Raw genomic sequence first — 16500 nt, 5'->3', positions numbered from 1 at the left:
CGCCGCCCGGGCGGCGAGCGGGTTCTCCCTCGGTCAGGTGGTCCAGAGTGCGTGCACCGGGTGCGGTGCCAGGAGCTGCCGCCCTCCGAGGGCGTCCAGCTCGACGACCACCGAGATCGCCGCCACGACGCCGCCGAGCTGCTCGACCAGCGCCACGGCGGCGCCGAGCGTGCCGCCGGTGGCGAGCACGTCGTCGACGAGCAGCACCCGCTGACCGGGGCGGACCGAGTCCGCGTGCAGCTCCAGCGTCGCCGTCCCGTACTCCAGGGTGTAGTCGGCGGACACCCGCTCGCGCGGCAGCTTGCCCGCCTTGCGGATGGGCACCACGCCGACCCCGGCGTCGAGCGCCACCGCCGCGGCCAGCAGGAACCCGCGCGCCTCCACCCCGGCGACGACGTCGAACGGCCGCGGACCGGACCCGTGCGGCGCCGCCAGCCCGTCGACCATGCGCCGGAAGGCGGGCCCGTCGGCGAAGACCGGGGTCAGGTCGCGGAAGACGATGCCCGGTTCCGGGTGGTCGGGGACGTCGACGGTGAGGGAGGCGATGAGCTCGTCGAGCGGCTGCACGACCGGGGCCGCGCTCACCGGCGCCGCTTGCCCGACGGCCGGCTGGAACCGGGGCGCTGCGGGCGGGCACCCGGCCGCGGGGCGGCGCTGGCGCCCCGCGGCGCGTCCGGCCGCACCGACGGCGGCGACTCGACGACGACGTCGGCGGTGACGGCACCGGGCAGCTCGGAGGCCGCGGCCGCGCCGGTGCTCCGGCGCCGGCGGGCACTGGCCACGGGGCCAGCTGGGACGGCGACGCCGTCGGCCCGCGCGGCCGAGGAGCGCCTGGCCAGCACCCGCCGGCGCAGCGCCTGCTGGGCCGGCTCGCGCTCCTTGAGGTCGGCGACGATCGGCGTGGCGAGCACGATCGACGAGTAGGTACCGGCGGCCAGGCCCACGAAGAGCACGAGGGCCAGGTCCTTGAGGGTGCCCACGCCGAGCAGGCCGGCACCCACGAAGAGCAGTCCGGCGACCGGGAGCAGCGCGATGACCGAGGTGTTGATCGACCGCATCAACGTCTGGTTGACGGCGAGGTTGGCCGCCTCGCCCCAGGTCATGCGGGCGCTGCGCTCCAGGTCGCGGGTGTTCTCGTCGACCTTGTCGAACACGACGACGGTGTCGTACAGGGAGAAGCCGAGGATCGTGAGGAAGCCGATGACCGTCGACGGCGTGACCTCGAAGCCGACCAGGGCGTACACCCCGGCGGTGACGACGATGTCGTGCACGAGCGCGGCCATGGCGCCGACGGCCATCTTCGGCTGGAAGCGCACGGCGAGGAAGAGCACGACGGCGACGAGGAAGACCGCCAGCGCCACGAGCGCCTGGTCGGTGATGTCCTGGCCCCACTCCGCGCTGACCGACTCCGGGCTGACCTGCTGCGGGGCGATGCCGACGGCCTCGGCCATCTCCTCCACCACGGCGCGCTCGGTCTCGTTGTCCAGTTGCGAGGTGCGGATGAGCAGCGTGTTGCCGCCGACGACCTGGGCGGAGGCGACACTGGCGCCGGCGTCCTCCGCCGCGGCACGCGCCTGCTGCAGCTGCTGCTCGGTGCCGGGCAGCCGGAAGCTGTTGCCGCCCTCGAAGTCGATGCCGAAGTTGAACCCGCGGAAGACCATCGAGAGCAGGCACAGCAGCACCACGACCGCGGTGATCCGGTAGATCAGGCGGCTGCGACCGACGACGTCCAGGCCGGCCTCGCCGTTGTAGAGCCGGTGGGCCAGTCCGCCGCGTCCGCCGGGCGCGGCCGGGGTGGCGGCGTCGTCGTCGCTGCCCGGGTCCTGGGGGAGCCCGGCGTCGGCGAGCGCCTCCTCGCCGGTGCTCACCGGCGGCTGCTCGGAGGTCGGCTCGGCCGGGTCCGTCGGGCGGGTCATGAGGTGCTCCTGTCCTGCCGGCCGCCGACCGCGGCGGTGGCACCGACGAGTTCCCGCGCCGGTGCGGCGGGGCCCGTGCGACGGGTGTGCTCCACCCGGCCGAGGCCCGAGAACCGGTTCTTGCCGAAGTTCTTGAACCGGGAGAGCACGGCCATGAGCGGGTGGGTGAAGAGGAAGACGACGACGAGGTCGAGCACCGTCGACATGCCGAGGGTGAAGGCGAAGCCCTTCACGTCGCCGATGGCGAGCAGGTACAGGATCGCCGCGGCCAGGAAGCTGACCGCGTCCGCGGACAGGATGGTGCGCCGCGCCCGGACCCAGGCCCGGGGAACCGCCGACCGCAGCGACCGGCCCTCGCGGATCTCGTCCTTGAGCCGCTCGAAGTACACGACGAAGGAGTCGGCGGTGATGCCGATCGAGACGATGAACCCGGCGATGCCGGCGAGGCTGAGGGTGAAGCCGATCTCCCGCCCCAGCAGGATCAGGCAGGCGTAGACCACCACCGCCGAGAGGATCAGGCTGGCGATCATCACGAGGCCGAGCAGGCGGTAGTAGACCAGCGCGTACACGAAGACCAGCGCGATGCCGAGGGCGCCCGCGATGAGGCCTGCCTCCAGCTGCTCCTCGCCGAGCTCGGTGGAGATCGACTGGGCGGTGGCCTGGGTGAAGGTCAGCGGCAGGGCGCCGTACCGGAGCTGGTTGGCCAGCTCGGTGGCCGACTCCTGGTCGAAGCTGCCCTGGATCGTGGTCTGGCCGTTGATGGCGCCCTGGATGGTGGGTGCGGAGACGACCCGGCCGTCCAGGGTGAAGGCCACGTTCGACCCCACGTTGGCCGCGGTGTAGTTGGCCCACGTCTCCCGCCCGCCGGACCGGAAGTCGAGCAGGACGATCCAGCTGCCGTCGGTCGGGTGGGTGGCGGCGTTGGCGTCGTCGATCTCGGTGCCCTCGATGATCGTGGGGCCGAGCAGGTACTTGACGGTGCCGTCCTCGCTGCACGCGGCCACGAAGTCCTCGGGCCGGGTCACCTCGCCCAGCAGCTCCTCCGCGTCGCAGGTCAGCGTCGCGAACTCGGCGGCGGCCTCCTCCTGCGTGACGGCGGGGGCGTCCGGGTCGGGCAGCGTGGGGTCGGCGACGGCGCCGTCGCCGGTCGCCGGGTCCTCCGCCGCGTCGCCGGTGTCCTCCGCGGCGCTCCCGTCGGCCGTCTCCCCCTCGATCGCCTCGGCGTCGGTGCCGGGCTCCTCCTCGGCGGGGCCGGCGGGGGCCACCTCCAACACGGGCCGGAAGCGCAGCTGCGCCGTGGCACCGAGCTCCCGGGCCTGTTCGCCGTCGTCCCCGGGCACCGAGATGATGATGTTGGAGTCGCCCTCGGTGACCACCGAGGCCTCGGCGACGCCGAGGCCGTTCACCCGCTGCTCGATGATCCGGCGGGCCAGCTCCAGGTCCTCCTGGGCCGGCGCTTGGCCGTCTGGGGTGCGGGCGGTCAGGGTCACCGTCGTGCCGCCGCGCAGGTCGAGGCCGAGCTGCGGCGTCCGGGTGTCCCCGGTGAAGAAGACCAGCCCGTAGAGCAGGGCGACGATCAGCACGAACGCGCCGAAGTAGCGCCCCGCGGGCAGGGTGCGGTTGGCCACGGAGGTCCCCCGGGTCAGACCGTGCCGTCGGCCGGGCGCGCGGGGTCCTCGTCGGACGGCGCGGTCCCGGCCGGGCGGCGGACCTCGAGGATCGCCTGGCGGGCGAAGGTCGCCACGACACCCGGCGCGATCTCGAGGTCGATGGTGGTCTCACCGACCCCGGCCACCGTGCCGTGCATGCCGCTGGTCGTCATGACCGGGGTGCCGACGGTCAGGGAGGCCAGCAGAGCCGCGTGCTGCTCCTGCATCTTCTTGCGCTGTCGCGCGGGCAGCACGAACAGCACGACGGCCAGCAGGGCCAGCATGATCAGCGGGAAGTACTCCACGACAGGTGTGCCTCTCTTCCGCGACTGGTTGCTCGCGGTGGGTGCGGCCCGGGACGGGACCGCTCGGGTGCATCGGTTGCCGTACGCACGGCGACCAGGCGGGACGCGCACGGCCCGGCCTGCGAGTTGCGCGCCAGCGTCCGGGAGTCTAGGCGTCGAACAGGGTCTCTGACGACGACCCCGGTGCCTGTGGGTCTGCTGTGACCCGGCCGAGCGCGCCGCCGCCGGCCGGCAGCGGCCGGCCGAGGTGCGCCCAGGCGGCCTCGGTCGCGACCCGCCCGCGCGGCGTGCGGGCCAGCAGCCCGGCGCGCACCAGGAACGGCTCGCACACCTCCTCCACCGTGTGCGGCTCCTCGCCGACGGCCACCGCCAGGGTGGCGACGCCGACCGGCCCGCCACCGAACTTGCCGACCAGCGCGTCCAGCACCTCCCGGTCCAGCCGGTCCAGGCCCAGGTGGTCGACGTCGTACAGGGCCAGCGCGGCCTCGGCGACCTCGCGGGTCACCCGGCCGTCGGCCTCCACCTCGGCGTAGTCGCGCACCCGGCGCAGCAGCCGGTTGGCGATGCGCGGGGTCCCGCGGGAGCGCCCCGCGATCTCCGCCGACCCCTCGTTGGTCAGCTCCACCCCGAGCAGCGCCGCGCTGCGGGCCAGCACCCGCTGCAGGTCGGCCGGCTCGTAGAACTCCATCTGGCCGACGAAGCCGAACCGGTCCCGCAGCGGGCCGGTGAGCAGCCCGGCGCGGGTGGTGGCGCCGACCAGCGTGAACGGGTTGATCTCCAGCGGGATCGCCGTCGCCCCGGGGCCCTTGCCGACGACGACGTCGACCCGGAAGTCCTCCATCGCCATGTAGAGCAGTTCCTCGGCGGGGCGGGCGATGCGGTGGATCTCGTCGATGAAGAGGACGTCGCCGGGGGCCAGGTTCGACAGCATCGCGGCGAGGTCGCCGGACCGCTCGATCGCCGGCCCGCTGGTGATCTTCACCGAGGTGCCCAGCTCGGAGCCGATGATCAGCGCCAGGCTGGTCTTCCCCAGCCCGGGCGGGCCGGAGAGCAGGACGTGGTCGGGCGTGCGGCCACGGCGGCGCGCCCCCTCGAGCACCAGCGCCAGCTGGCGGGCGACCTTGGGCTGGCCGATGAAGTCGTCGAGCGAGTGCGGGCGCAGCGCCGACTCGACGACCCGCTCCTCGTCCCCCGCCTGCGGCGACACCGACCACTCCGGCGCCGCCTCGGCGGCCAGCTCACCGGTCAGCGACCGGTCGAACGGCGCGGTCACGACCTACCCAGCAGCTGGAGCGCCCGCCGCAGCAGCACCGCGACCTCCACGCTCCCCGTCGCCGCGAGCTGCTCGTCGGCCACCGGGGCCAGCTGGGCGACCGCCCCCTCGGCCTCCTTGCCGCTCCACCCCAGCCCGACGAGGGCCGAGGTGAGCTGGTCCCGCCACGGGGCCACCGGCGTGACCGACGGCAGCCCGGCGGGCGCCGGCGCGTCCAGCGAGGTGTCGGTGCTGGTCGAGCCGAGGCGGTCGCGCAGCTCGAGGATGAGCCGCTCGGCCCCCTTCTTGCCGATGCCGGGGACCTGCATGAGCGCCTTGACGTCGGCCATCGAGACGGCGCGGCGGACCTCCCGCGGCGGGTGGATGGCCAGCACCGCCTGGGCCAGCCGCGGCCCGACGCCGTTCGCCGTCTGCAGCAGCTCGAACAGCTGGCGCTCGTCGTCGTCGGCGAAGCCGTAGAGGGTGAGCGAGTCCTCGCGCACGACCAGGCTGGTGGCCAGCCGGGCGGCCTCCCCCACCTGCAGCCGGGCGATCGTCCCCGGGGTGCACTGCACCGCCAGGCCGATCCCGCCGACCTCGACGACGGCGCCGTCGGGCCCCACCGCGGCCACCCGGCCGTGCACGCTGGCGATCATCGGGCCGCCACCCCCGTCCACCGGGGCAGCGTGCCGGTGGACCGCACCGGCGCGCCGATCCCGCCGGCGATCGCGGCGGTCCGCAGCCGCTGCTGCGCCGGGCCGCGCCACGCGTGGCAGACCGCCAGCGCCAGGGCGTCGGCGGCGTCGGCCGGCTTGGGGGCGGTGGCGAGCCCCAGGACCCGGGTGACCATGAGGGTGACCTGCTCCTTGTCCGCGCGGCCGTTGCCCGAGATCGCCGCCTTCACCTCGCTGGGCGTGTGCCAGGCGACCGGGCGGTCGGCCTGGGCGGCGGCCAGCGCGGCGACGCCCGCCGCCTGCGCCGTGCCCGTCGCCGTGCCCTTGTTGTTCTGGGTGAACACCCGCTCGATCGCCACGACGTCGGGACGGTGCTCGCGCAACAGCGCCGTGACGGCGGTGTGCAGCTCGAGCAGCCGCAGCTCGAGGTCGAGCTCGGCCATGGTGCGGACCACGCCGACGCCGACCGCCGTCGGCCGCGCCCCCGGGCGCCCGTCGACCACGCCCCACCCGCACCGGGTGAGGCCCGGGTCGATACCGAGCACCCGCATCGTCACGCTCCCGTCAGCCGAACTGGTGTTCGACCGAGGCTAACCGCAGCCCCCGACCGGACCCCGTCAACACGCCAGGTGATCTGACGAATCGGCACCGGGGTCCTTCTAGGCGTCGGCGGTGACCTTCTCCATGACGTCGTCGGGCACCTCGTAGTTGGCGTAGACGTTCTGCACGTCGTCGAGGTCCTCGAGGGCGTCGATGAGCTTGAAGACCTTGGTCGCCCCGTCCTCGTCGAGCTCCACCTGGACGCTGGGCAGGAAGCCGGCGTCGGCCGAGTCGTACTCGATACCGGCCTCCTGCAGCGCGGTGCGCACGGCCACCAGGTCACCGGGCTCGCAGATGACCTCGAGCGTGTCGCCCAGGTCGCGCACCTCCTCGGCGCCGGCGTCCAGCACCGCCATCAGCACGCTGTCCTCGTCGACGTCGCCGGACTTCGGCACCACGACCACGCCCTTGCGGGAGAAGAGGTAGGAGACCGAGCCGGGGTCGGCCATCGACCCGCCGTTGCGGGTCATGGCGGTGCGGACCTCCATGGCCGAGCGGTTCTTGTTGTCGGTGAGGCACTCGATGAGCACCGCGACACCGCCGGCCGCGTAGCCCTCGTAGGTGATGCCCTGGTAGTCGACGCCACCGGCCTCGGCGCCCGATCCGCGCTTGACCGCGCGGTCGATGTTGTCGTTGGGCACCGAGCTCTTCTTCGCCTTCTGGATGGCGTCGAAGAGCGTCGGGTTGCCGGCGGGGTCACCGCCGCCCGTGCGGGCGGCGACCTCGATGTTCTTGATCAGCTTGGCGAAGAGCTTGCCGCGCTTGGCGTCGATCCCGGCCTTCTTGTGCTTGGTCGTCGCCCACTTGGAGTGGCCGCTCACGGCTCTCCCCTCTCTGCGTCGGCCAGGTGAGCGCGCACGATGTCGACGAACAGCGCGTGCACCCGGCGGTCCCCGGTCAGCTCGGGGTGGAAGCTGGTGGCCACCACGTCGCCCTGGCGGACCGCGACGATCCTACCGTCGGCCGCACCGCCCACGACCCGCCCGAGGACCTGCACCCCCGGGCCGGCCTCCTCCACCCACGGCGCGCGGATGAAGACGGCGTGCAGCGGGCCCCCGCCCAGCCCGTCCAGCTCGACCCGGGTCTCGAAGGAGTCGGCCTGCCGGCCGAAGGCGTTCCGCCGGACCGTCACGTCCAGCCCGCCGACGGTCGGCTGCCCCGGCGGGGCGCCGACCAGCCGGTCGGCGAGCAGGATCATGCCCGCGCAGGTCCCGTAGGCGGGCAGCCCCGCGCGCACCGCCGCGCGCAGCGGCTCGAGCAGACCGAACCGCCCGGCCAGGGTCCCCATCGTCGTCGACTCCCCGCCGGGGACGACGATCCCGTCGACGCCGGCCAGCTCCTCCGGCCGGCGCACCGGCCGCGGCTCGGCCCCCTCGGCCCGCAGCACCGCGAGGTGCTCGCGGACGTCGCCCTGCAGCGCCAGCACCCCGATGACGGGGGCGGTCACCACCCGCGGGTGGCGTAGCGCTCGGCCGCCGGCAGCGTCGAGACGTCGATCCCGACCATCGGCTCGCCCAGCCCGCGCGAGACCTTGGCGATCACGTCGGGGTCGTCGGAGAACGTCGTCGCCTGCACGATGGCCGCCGCCCGCTGCGCCGGGTCGCCGGACTTGAAGATGCCCGAGCCGACGAACACGCCCTCGGCGCCCAGCTGCATCATCATCGCCGCGTCGGCCGGGGTGGCGATGCCACCGGCGGTGAACAGCACCACCGGCAGCTTGCCGAGCCGGGCCACCTCGGCCACCAGGTCGTACGGCGCCCGCAGCTCCTTGGCGGCCACGAAGAGCTCGCTCTCGTCGAGGGTGCCCAGCGCCTTGATGCCGGCCCGGATCGACCGCATGTGCCGGGTGGCCTCCACGACGTTGCCGGTGCCGGCCTCGCCCTTGGACCGGATCATCGCCGCGCCCTCGGAGATGCGCCGCAGCGCCTCGCCGAGGTCGGTGGCGCCGCAGACGAACGGCACGGTGAACGCGTGCTTGTCGATGTGGTGCGCCTCGTCCGCGGGGGTGAGCACCTCGGACTCGTCGATGTAGTCCACACCGAGGGACTGCAGCACCTGCGCCTCGACGAAGTGGCCGATGCGGGCCTTGGCCATCACGGGGATGGAGACGGCGTCGACGATCCCCTGGACCATGTCCGGGTCGCTCATCCGCGCGATGCCGCCCTGGGCGCGGATGTCGGCCGGCACCCGCTCCAGCGCCATCACCGCCACGGCGCCGGCGTCCTCGGCGATCCGGGCCTGCTCCGGCGTGACGACGTCCATGATGACGCCGCCCTTGAGCTGCTCGGCCATGCCGCGCTTCACGCGGTCGGTACCGGTCCGGGCGACGGACGGGTCGGGCTGCGTCGTCACAGGTTTCCGCCTTGGGGTCGAGAACGGGGGTCCCCCACCCTACGGGCGTCAGCCGGCGAGGCGGCCGGCCACGTCGGCGTCCTTGGTCACGTCGCCCAGGCGGTCGTCGATGTCGAAGTAGCGCGGCAGCGGGCGCGTGCGGTGCAGGCCCGCCCAACGGGGGAAGCGCCGGCCGCGCAGCTCGCGGGTGTCGCGCACGGCGTCGTTGTAGAACCGGCGGGCCAGGGCGACCCGCGTCTGGGTGCCCGCCAGGTCCGCGCGCAGCGCCGCGGGGACGCCCGGCAGGCCGGGCGGCAGCTCGCGCAGCTGGTGCCCGAGCGCGTTCTCCGCCAGCTCGCGGTCCCCCGCGTCGCGGGCCGCGCGCGCCTCCGCTGCGTGCGACACCAGGCCGAGCCGGACCTCGGCGGCGAGGGCCGCTGGGTGGTGGCGGGCCAGCTCCTCGGCGAGCCCGGCGCGGCGCTGCAGCTGGGCGTCCAGCGTCGCCCAGGCCCGGTCGACCCGGGCGTCCAGCCGCCGCAGCCGGGTGAGCGTCCAGCCGGTCCAGACCACCAGGAGCAGGAGCACTCCGGCGGCGAGCAGCAACCAGGCCAGGGACGTCACGGTCCCCGAGGCTAGCGGCGCGGCCGCCGTATGCGGGGAGGTCCGGCCGCGGTGCCTGTCGGCGGCACGCCGGGGAACTCGTCCTCGGGCGCCGCGGTCACCACGCCGCCGCCGGGCGGCAGGACGGTCTCGTACACCGCCAGGACGCGGCGGGCGAGCACCTGCCAGTCGTAGCGCGCGGCCACCTGGGAGCCGCGCGCGGCGAGCTCGGCGCGCCGGGCGGGGTCGGCGAGCAGGTCCGCGAGCGCCCGGCCGAGCGCGGCCGGGTCGTCGCGTCGCACCACGACTCCCGCGGCCCCGTCGTCCAGCACCCGGACGAAGGCGTCCAGGTCGCTGGCGACGAGGGGCGCCCCGGCGGCCATCGCCTCGATGAGGATCACGCCGAACGACTCACCGAGCAGGTTGGGTGCGCAGTAGACGTCCACGCTCCGCAGCAGCGCCGCCTTGTCCGCCTCCGAGACCTCCCCGAGCAGGGTCACGTGCGGCCGCAGCTCGGTGCCCACCATGGACCACAGCTGGTCGGCGTCACCGCGTCCGGCGATGAGCAGCCGCACCGCCGGGTGGGTCCGGACGACGGTGCGCAGCGCCGCCAGCAGCACCGGCAGCCCCTTGCGGGGCTCGTCGAACCGCCCGACGAAGCCGATGGTGGGCGGGGCGCCCGTCCCCCGGCCGTAGCCGGGCAGCGGCGGCCCGTCGGCGAAGAACGGCACGTGCACGCCGTTGGGGATGATGACGGCGTCGCCCCCCAGGTGCTCGACCTGCACGCGCCGGGCGAAGTCGGAGACGGCGATCCGGCCGCTGATCTTCTCCAGCCAGGGCCGCGTCATGGGGCCGACGGCAGCCAGCCACTTGGAGCGGGTCGTCGCCGCGTGGAAGGTCGCCACGATCGGCCCGGTCGCGATCATGCAGACCAGCAGGGACACCGACGGGGTCGCCGGCTCGTGCACGTGGACGACGTCGAACCGGCCCTCCCGGAGCCAGCGGCGCACCCGCGCGGCCGACACGGGGCCGAACTGGAGGCTCGCCATCGAGCCGTTGTACGGGACCGGGACGGTGCGGCCGGCGAAGGTGACGAAGGGGTCGGTGACCGACTCCTCGTGCTGCGCGGGCGTGAGCACCTCCACGTGGTGGCCCATCCCGCGCAGCGTCACGGCGAAATCGCGCACGTGGTACTGGACACCACCGGGGACGTCCCAGCGGTAGGGGCAGACCAGGCCGATGCGCATCAGTCCGCGCCCCCCCGGCCGGGCGCGACCGGATCGGCCGGCACGTCGGGCCAGATCCGGCCGAGCATGTGCCAGTCCTCGGGACGCTCGGCGATCCCGGCGGCGAACACGTCGGCCACCTGCTGCATCGCCGTCCCCACCCGGTCGGCGAGCCGGCCGGGACCCCGGACCGGCACCTCGGGCGAGATGCACATCCGCCACCCGGTCGCGGTGAACTGGCAGACCGCCGGCACGAGGGCGGCACCGGTGCGCTCGGCCAGCAGCGCCGCGCCACCGGGCATGGTGGCCGCCCGGCCGAAGAACGTCACCGGGACACCGCCGGCACCGAGGTTGCGGTCGACCAGCAGGCAGGCCACGCCGCCGTCGGCCAGCCACTCGCGCAGGACCTCCGAGCTCGGCCGCTCCCCACCGGTGAGCGGCACCACCCGGAAGCCCAGGGACTCGCGGTAGTCGAGGAACCGCCGGTACAGCGACTCGGGGCGCAGCCGCTCGGCGACGGTCATGAAGGGGCCGTCCAGCCAATCGGTGAACCAGGCGCCGGCCGCGTCCCAGTTGCCGCTGTGCGGCAGGGCGGCGATCACCCCGCGCCCCTCGGCACGGGCGCGCGCGATGTGCTCGATCCCGGGGACCACGCTGTCGCGCCGGATCCGCTCCGCGGTCAGCGTCGGCAGCCGGAAGGCCTCCTGCCAGTAGCGGGCGTAGGACCGCATCGCCCGGCGGGTCAGCTCCGCGAGCTCCGGCTCGGACAGCCGCCCGCCGGTCACCACCCGCAGGTTGGCGCGCAGCTGGCGGACGCCCCGGCCGTCGCGACCGGCGGCCCACTCCCCCGCCCGGTCGAACAGTGACCGCGCGGCCGGCTCCGGGAGCATGCGCACCGCCCGCCACCCCGCTGCGTACCCCGCGTCGGACAGCCGACCGGCCAGCCGCTCCCGAGCGCCGCTCACGGTTCGATCCGCCGTCCGTCCGCGGACCGCTTCACCGCCAGCACCCGCTGGGCCACCGTGACGGCGCTGCCGGCCAGCAGCACCCACAACGCCACGTGGACGGCGTACGGGATGCCCAGCCCGGTGAAGCCGGTGCCGGTCAGCACCAGGATCAGCCGCTCCGTCCGCTCGACGACGCCGACGTCGCAGGACAGCCCCATCCCCTCGGCCCGCGCCTTGATGTAGGAGGTGAGGACGCCCAGCACCAGGCAGAGCAGCGCGAGCAGGACGAGGAGCCGGTTGTCCCCGCTCCCGGCGAACCACCAGATCAGCGCGCCGAAGATGGCGGCGTCGGCGGCGCGGTCACCGGTGGAGTCCAGCACGGCACCGAAGACCGAGCCGCCGCCGCGCAGGCGGGCCAGCGCGCCGTCGAGCATGTCCAGCAGCACGAAGACCGTGACGGTGAACGCCCCCCAGAAGAGGTGCCCGGTCGCGATGAGCCCGGCGGCGCCGGCGATCGCCCCGACGGTCCCGGTGATCGTGACCATGTCCGGGGTGACCCCGAGCCGGGCCAGCCGCACGGCCAGCGGGTTGACCACCTTGGCCACCACGGGGCGGGCGTTGACGCCGAGCACTCAGGCCTCCGGGCTCGTGGCGTGGTGGTCCGCCCAGGCGGCGGCGAGCAGGGCGCGCGTCTCCCCCAGCACCTGCGGGAGCACGCGGGTGAGCCCGATGACCGGCATGAAGTTGGTGTCCCCGCCCCAGCGCGGCACGGCGTGCTGGTGCAGGTGGTCGGCGATGCCGGCGCCGGCGACGGAACCCTGGTTCATCCCGATGTTGAAGCCGTGCGCACCGGTCACCGCCCGCACCACCCGCATCGCCGTCTGCGTGAAGGCGCCGAGCTCGGCGACCTCCGCCGGCGTGAGGTCCGTGTAGTCGGGCACGTGCCGGTACGGCACCAGCATGAGGTGGCCGGCGTTGTAGGGGTACAGGTTGAGGACGGCGAAGACCGTCTCCCCCCGCGCCACGACCAGCCCGGCGGCGTCCTCCAGGGTGGGGATGACGCAGAACGGGCAGTCGTGCGCGCCCGTCGGCTTCCCCTCCCCGCGGATGTAGGCCATGCGGTAGGGCGTCCACAGGTGCTCGAACACCGTCGCCGGACCGCCGTCGTCGGAGGAGACCGCCACCCGGTACGGCTCGTGCGGCTCTCCGGTCATCCGGGGACCGCCGCGGTGTCCGCCGTCGGGTCGGCGTTGGTCCGGGCCGCGACCCAGGCCGCGACGAACTCGACGGCGTCGTCGACCAGCACACCGTTGCGCTGGCTGCCGTCGCGGAAGCGGAAGGAGACCGCGCCGGCGTCGGCGTCGGTGGCCCCGGCGATGAGGACGAAGGGGACCTTCTGCTTGCTCGCCGTCCGGATCTTCTTCTGCATCCGGTCGTCGGAGTCGTCGATCTCCACCCGCAGGCCGCGGGCGCGCAGCTTCAGCGCGACGTCGGTGAGGTAGGGCACCTGCTCGTCGGTGACCGGGATGCCGACGACCTGGACCGGGGCCAGCCACGCCGGGAAGGCGCCCGCGTAGTGCTCGGTGAGGACGCCGAAGAAGCGCTCGATCGAGCCGAACTTCGCCGAGTGGATCATCACCGGCTGCTGGCGGCCGCCGTCGGCGGAGGTGTACTCCAGGCCGAAGCGGGCCGGCTGGTTGAAGTCGTACTGGATCGTCGACATCTGCCAGGTCCGGCCGATGGCGTCGCGGGCCTGCACGGAGATCTTCGGCCCGTAGTAGGCCGCCCCGCCCGGATCGGGCACCAGTTCCAGGCCGGTCTCCTTCGCCGCCTCCTCGAGGACGGCGGTGGCGACCGCCCACTCCTCGTCGGACCCGATGAACTTGTCGGACGCGTCGCGGGTGGACAGCTCCAGGAAGTAGTCGTCCAGCCCGAAGTCGCGCAGGAGGCCCAGCACGAACGCCAGCAGGTGCCGGATCTCCCCGGGCGCCTGCTCGGGGGTGACGTAGCTGTGCGAGTCGTCCTGGGCGAAGCCCCGCACCCGGGTCAGGCCGTGCACGACGCCGGACTGCTCGTAGCGGTAGACCGAGCCGAACTCGAACAGCCGCAGCGGGAGCTCGCGGTAGGACCGCCCGCGCGACCGGAAGATCAGGTTGTGCATCGGGCAGTTCATGGCCTTGAGGTAGTACTTCGCGTTGTCCAGGTCCATGCCCGGGAACATGGTCTCCTCGTAGTACGGGAGGTGCCCGGAGGTCTCGAACAGCCCGCTCTTGCTGATGTGCGGGGTGCCGACGTAGTCGAAGCCCTCCTCCAGGTGCCGGCGCCGGACGTAGTCCTCCATCTCCCGCTTGATCACCCCGCCCTTGGGGTGGAAGACGGGCAGCCCGGAGCCGATCTCGTCCGGGAAGCTGAACAGGTCCAGCTCGACGCCGAGCCGGCGGTGGTCGCGTCGCTCGGCCTCGGCGAGGTGCTCCAGGTAGGCCTTGTGCGCCTCCTTGCTCTCCCAGGCGGTGCCGTAGACGCGCTGCAGCTGCGGGTTCTTCTCGCTGCCCCGCCAGTACGCCGCCGCGCTCCGGGTGAGGCTGAAGGCGGGGATGCTCGACGTCCGCGGCAGGTGCGGGCCGCGGCACAGGTCGGTCCAGACCCGCTCGCCCGACCGCGGGTCGAGGTTGTCGTACATCGTCAGCTGCGCGCCGCCGACCTCGACGTCGGCGCCCTCGGCCGCGGCCCCGACGTCGTCGCCTGCGCCGCCCTTCAGCCCGATGAGCTCGAGCTTGTACGGCTCGTGGGCGAGCTCCCCCTTGGCGTCGTCGTCGCCGATCTCGCGCCGGGCGAAGTACTGCCCGGCCTTCACGATCTCCTGCATGCGCTTCTCGAGCGCCTTCAGGTCCTCGGGGGTGAACGGCCGCTCGGGGTCGAAGTCGTAGTAGAAGCCGTTCTCGACCGGCGGGCCGATGCCCAGGCGAGTGCCCGGGAAGAGGTCCTGCACCGCCTGGGCGAGCACGTGGGCGGCGGAGTGCCGGATGACCGCGCGCCCGTCGGCGCTGGACGCCGCGACGGCCTCGACCTCGGCGTCGGCGTCCGGGGCCCAGGCGAGGTCCTTGAGGTCACCGGTGGCCACGTCGCGGACGACGACGGCGCCGTCGGGGCCCTTGAGCGGGACGCCGGCGGCCTTGAGCGCGTCCTGGGCCGTCGTCCCGGCCGGCACCCGGATCGGTCCGACGGCGGTGGGCGAGGGCTGGGTGGACACGAGCATGCTCCAGGGGATCGAGGAACGGGCGCCCTGAGCCTAGTGCGCCCCCGCGCTCACCCCGGGACGATGCCCAGCCCCGCGGCCACCGCACCCCGCCGGTCGAGGACGCCGGCGATCCGCGCGAAGCTCTCGGGGTCGGCCGGGACGATCCGCACGGCGTCCTTCCCCAGCTCGATGCGCAGCGGCACCGCCTCCGCCCGGGAGACGGCGAACCGGCCGTCGGCGCCGCGGGTGAAGGTGAAGCGGGCGGCCACCGAGTCCTCGGTCGGGTACCCGCGGGTGGCGTGCTCGGCGAGGTGGTTGCCGAGGCCGTAGGCGACCCACTCGCCGCCGATCCGCTCGACCGGCTGCACCACGTGCGCGTGGTGGCCGAGCACGAGGTCGACGTCCGGGGAGCCCAGCAGCGCCCGCGCGGCCGCCTCCTGGGTGGGCGTCGGGTCGTTGTCGTACTCCTGGCAGCAGTGGAGGCTCGCGACGACGACCTCGGCGCCCGCCGCCCGCGCCCGCGCCGCGGCGGCCAGCATGCCGGGCACGTCGGGCAGGGCGGCGACGTCCACCGACCACTCCCGGCCGGCAGGCAGCGGCACGCCGTTGAGGCTGAACGTCGCCGCGACGTGGCCGACGCGCACGCCGTCCACGTCGACGAGCGTCGGCCGGCCGCTCTCCTCCCGACTGCGGTAGGTGCCGGTGTGCCCGATGCCGGCCCCCGCCAGCGTGTCGATCGTGCGGGTGAGCCCGTCGAAGCCGGCGTCCAGCGAGTGGTTGGACGCCGTGGAGCACAGGTCGTACCCCGCGCCGGCCAGCGCGTCGACGATCTCCGGCTGGACGCTGAAGCTCGGGTAGCCGCGGTACGGGCCACCCTCCGGGGCGACCGGCGTCTCCAGGTGGCAGATGGCCAGGTCGGCGTCTCCGATCAGGTCGGCGACGGGCGCGAACACCCCGCTGAAGTCGTACGAGCCGTCGGGCTGCCGGGCACCGGAGGTGAGCGCCCGGCCCTGGTGCACCAGCACGTCGCCGGTCGCGAGCAGCGTGAAGCTCTCGGGCTCGGGCTCGGGCGGCGGTTCCGGGGCCGCAGCGGACGCCCCGGGCCCGGAGACGTCGGCCGGCTCGGCGGGCGCACCGGCCCCGCCACCGCAGCCGGCCAGCAGGAGCACGGCCGCCCCGGCGGCCCCCCAGCGACGCATGGCGCCGACGCTAGAGCAGGACGGCGTCGCCGACGGTCAGCTCGCCGGGCTGTCGCACCTCGGCGTAGACGCCGAGGCAGTGCTTGGGGGTGCGGACCACGGCCAGCTCGGCGGTGCCGATCCGCACCGTGCGGCCCACCCAGCTCCGCTCGTCGTCGTCGGGCAGGTCCAGGAGCACGTTGGCGCGCGGGTCGTCGGCGGAGCAGCCCTCGGGGACGTCGCCGGCCGCCGCCCGGTCGATCGCCTGGCGGGAGACGAGGTGCACGGGGGCCGCGTCGGCACCGGAGCCCCCGGGTGCCCGCTCGATGCGCACCGGCCGGCCCAGCGCACCGCTCACCGCCGCCGCGTCGGCCTCCGGAGCGCCGGCGGGCGTGAGCGCGGCCAGGCCCGGTGCGTGCTTGCCGCGCAGCACCTCCCCGCTCTCCGCGTCGACGACCGTCCAGGCCCGGTCGCCCTCCGGGCCGGCCCAACCGACGCGGACGGAGTTCCGGGCCGTGCCGCCGAGGGACTTGACGGGGTAGATCCAGATCCGCGCCACGCGCCCGGTCGTCGTCACGGCCCGA

18 protein-coding genes are annotated in these 16500 nt (G+C 74.5%); all 18 read right to left on the bottom strand.

What is annotated here, in order from left to right:
- Positions 1-33: 33 nt before the first annotated feature.
- Positions 34-585, bottom strand: coding sequence for an adenine phosphoribosyltransferase (locus ACI79K_RS07180; protein ID WP_456599343.1), 552 nt, complete (start codon positions 583-585; stop codon positions 34-36).
- Entirely contained in the window at positions 582-1916 is a 1335-nt protein-coding gene (gene secF, locus ACI79K_RS07175; RefSeq protein ID WP_456599342.1) for a protein translocase subunit SecF, read from the bottom strand. The genes ACI79K_RS07180 and secF overlap by 4 nt, the downstream gene beginning before the upstream one ends.
- Positions 1913-3544, bottom strand: a complete 1632-nt coding sequence (gene secD, locus ACI79K_RS07170) for a protein translocase subunit SecD (protein ID WP_456599341.1) — start codon at positions 3542-3544, stop codon at positions 1913-1915. Before secD ends, secF begins: the two co-directional genes overlap by 4 nt.
- Positions 3545-3558: 14 nt before the next feature.
- Positions 3559-3870: a preprotein translocase subunit YajC gene (yajC, locus tag ACI79K_RS07165; protein WP_456588630.1), complete on the bottom strand. Its 312-nt coding sequence runs from the start codon at positions 3868-3870 to the stop codon at positions 3559-3561.
- A gap of 148 nt (positions 3871-4018) precedes the next feature.
- Positions 4019-5143: a Holliday junction branch migration DNA helicase RuvB gene (ruvB, locus tag ACI79K_RS07160; RefSeq protein WP_456599340.1), complete on the bottom strand. Its 1125-nt coding sequence runs from the start codon at positions 5141-5143 to the stop codon at positions 4019-4021.
- The gene (ruvA, locus tag ACI79K_RS07155; RefSeq protein ID WP_456597719.1) at positions 5140-5778 is read right to left on the bottom strand and encodes a Holliday junction branch migration protein RuvA; all 639 of its coding nucleotides are present in this window, start codon (positions 5776-5778) and stop codon (positions 5140-5142) included. Before ruvA ends, ruvB begins: the two co-directional genes overlap by 4 nt.
- Positions 5775-6347, bottom strand: a complete 573-nt coding sequence (gene ruvC / locus ACI79K_RS07150; protein ID WP_456597718.1) for a crossover junction endodeoxyribonuclease RuvC — start codon at positions 6345-6347, stop codon at positions 5775-5777. Before ruvC ends, ruvA begins: the two co-directional genes overlap by 4 nt.
- Positions 6348-6455: 108 nt before the next feature.
- Entirely contained in the window at positions 6456-7217 is a 762-nt protein-coding gene (locus ACI79K_RS07145) for a YebC/PmpR family DNA-binding transcriptional regulator (RefSeq protein ID WP_456588626.1), read from the bottom strand.
- The gene (gene pdxT / locus ACI79K_RS07140) at positions 7214-7843 is read right to left on the bottom strand and encodes a pyridoxal 5'-phosphate synthase glutaminase subunit PdxT (RefSeq protein WP_456588625.1); all 630 of its coding nucleotides are present in this window, start codon (positions 7841-7843) and stop codon (positions 7214-7216) included. The genes ACI79K_RS07145 and pdxT overlap by 4 nt, the downstream gene beginning before the upstream one ends.
- On the bottom strand, positions 7840-8748 hold the full coding sequence (gene pdxS / locus ACI79K_RS07135; RefSeq protein WP_456588624.1) for a pyridoxal 5'-phosphate synthase lyase subunit PdxS: 909 nt from the start codon (positions 8746-8748) through the stop codon (positions 7840-7842). The genes pdxT and pdxS overlap by 4 nt, the downstream gene beginning before the upstream one ends.
- A gap of 48 nt (positions 8749-8796) precedes the next feature.
- Complete coding sequence (locus ACI79K_RS07130) at positions 8797-9348, bottom strand: hypothetical protein (protein WP_456588623.1); 552 nt, start codon at positions 9346-9348, stop codon at positions 8797-8799.
- Positions 9349-9359: 11 nt separating this feature from the next.
- On the bottom strand, positions 9360-10574 hold the full coding sequence (locus ACI79K_RS07125; protein WP_456599339.1) for a glycosyltransferase family 4 protein: 1215 nt from the start codon (positions 10572-10574) through the stop codon (positions 9360-9362).
- Positions 10574-11518, bottom strand: a complete 945-nt coding sequence (locus tag ACI79K_RS07120; RefSeq protein WP_456588621.1) for a phosphatidylinositol mannoside acyltransferase — start codon at positions 11516-11518, stop codon at positions 10574-10576. The genes ACI79K_RS07125 and ACI79K_RS07120 overlap by 1 nt, the downstream gene beginning before the upstream one ends.
- The gene (gene pgsA, locus ACI79K_RS07115; RefSeq protein ID WP_456599338.1) at positions 11515-12132 is read right to left on the bottom strand and encodes a phosphatidylinositol phosphate synthase; all 618 of its coding nucleotides are present in this window, start codon (positions 12130-12132) and stop codon (positions 11515-11517) included. Before pgsA ends, ACI79K_RS07120 begins: the two co-directional genes overlap by 4 nt.
- Positions 12133-12714: an HIT family protein gene (locus tag ACI79K_RS07110; RefSeq protein ID WP_456588619.1), complete on the bottom strand. Its 582-nt coding sequence runs from the start codon at positions 12712-12714 to the stop codon at positions 12133-12135.
- On the bottom strand, positions 12711-14756 hold the full coding sequence (gene thrS, locus ACI79K_RS07105; protein WP_456599337.1) for a threonine--tRNA ligase: 2046 nt from the start codon (positions 14754-14756) through the stop codon (positions 12711-12713). Before thrS ends, ACI79K_RS07110 begins: the two co-directional genes overlap by 4 nt.
- 50 nt (positions 14757-14806) lie before the next feature.
- Positions 14807-15937, bottom strand: coding sequence for a CapA family protein (locus ACI79K_RS07100; protein ID WP_456599336.1), 1131 nt, complete (start codon positions 15935-15937; stop codon positions 14807-14809).
- Between the two features lie 10 nt (positions 15938-15947).
- Positions 15948-16493 carry an MOSC N-terminal beta barrel domain-containing protein gene (locus ACI79K_RS07095; RefSeq protein WP_456599335.1) on the bottom strand — a complete coding sequence of 182 codons (546 nt, stop codon included), beginning with the start codon at positions 16491-16493 and terminating at the stop codon, positions 15948-15950.
- Positions 16494-16500: the final 7 nt, after the last annotated feature.

The organism is Blastococcus sp. SYSU DS0616, from assembly GCF_054051015.1.
This window is presented reverse-complemented; position numbering and strand designations above follow the sequence as displayed.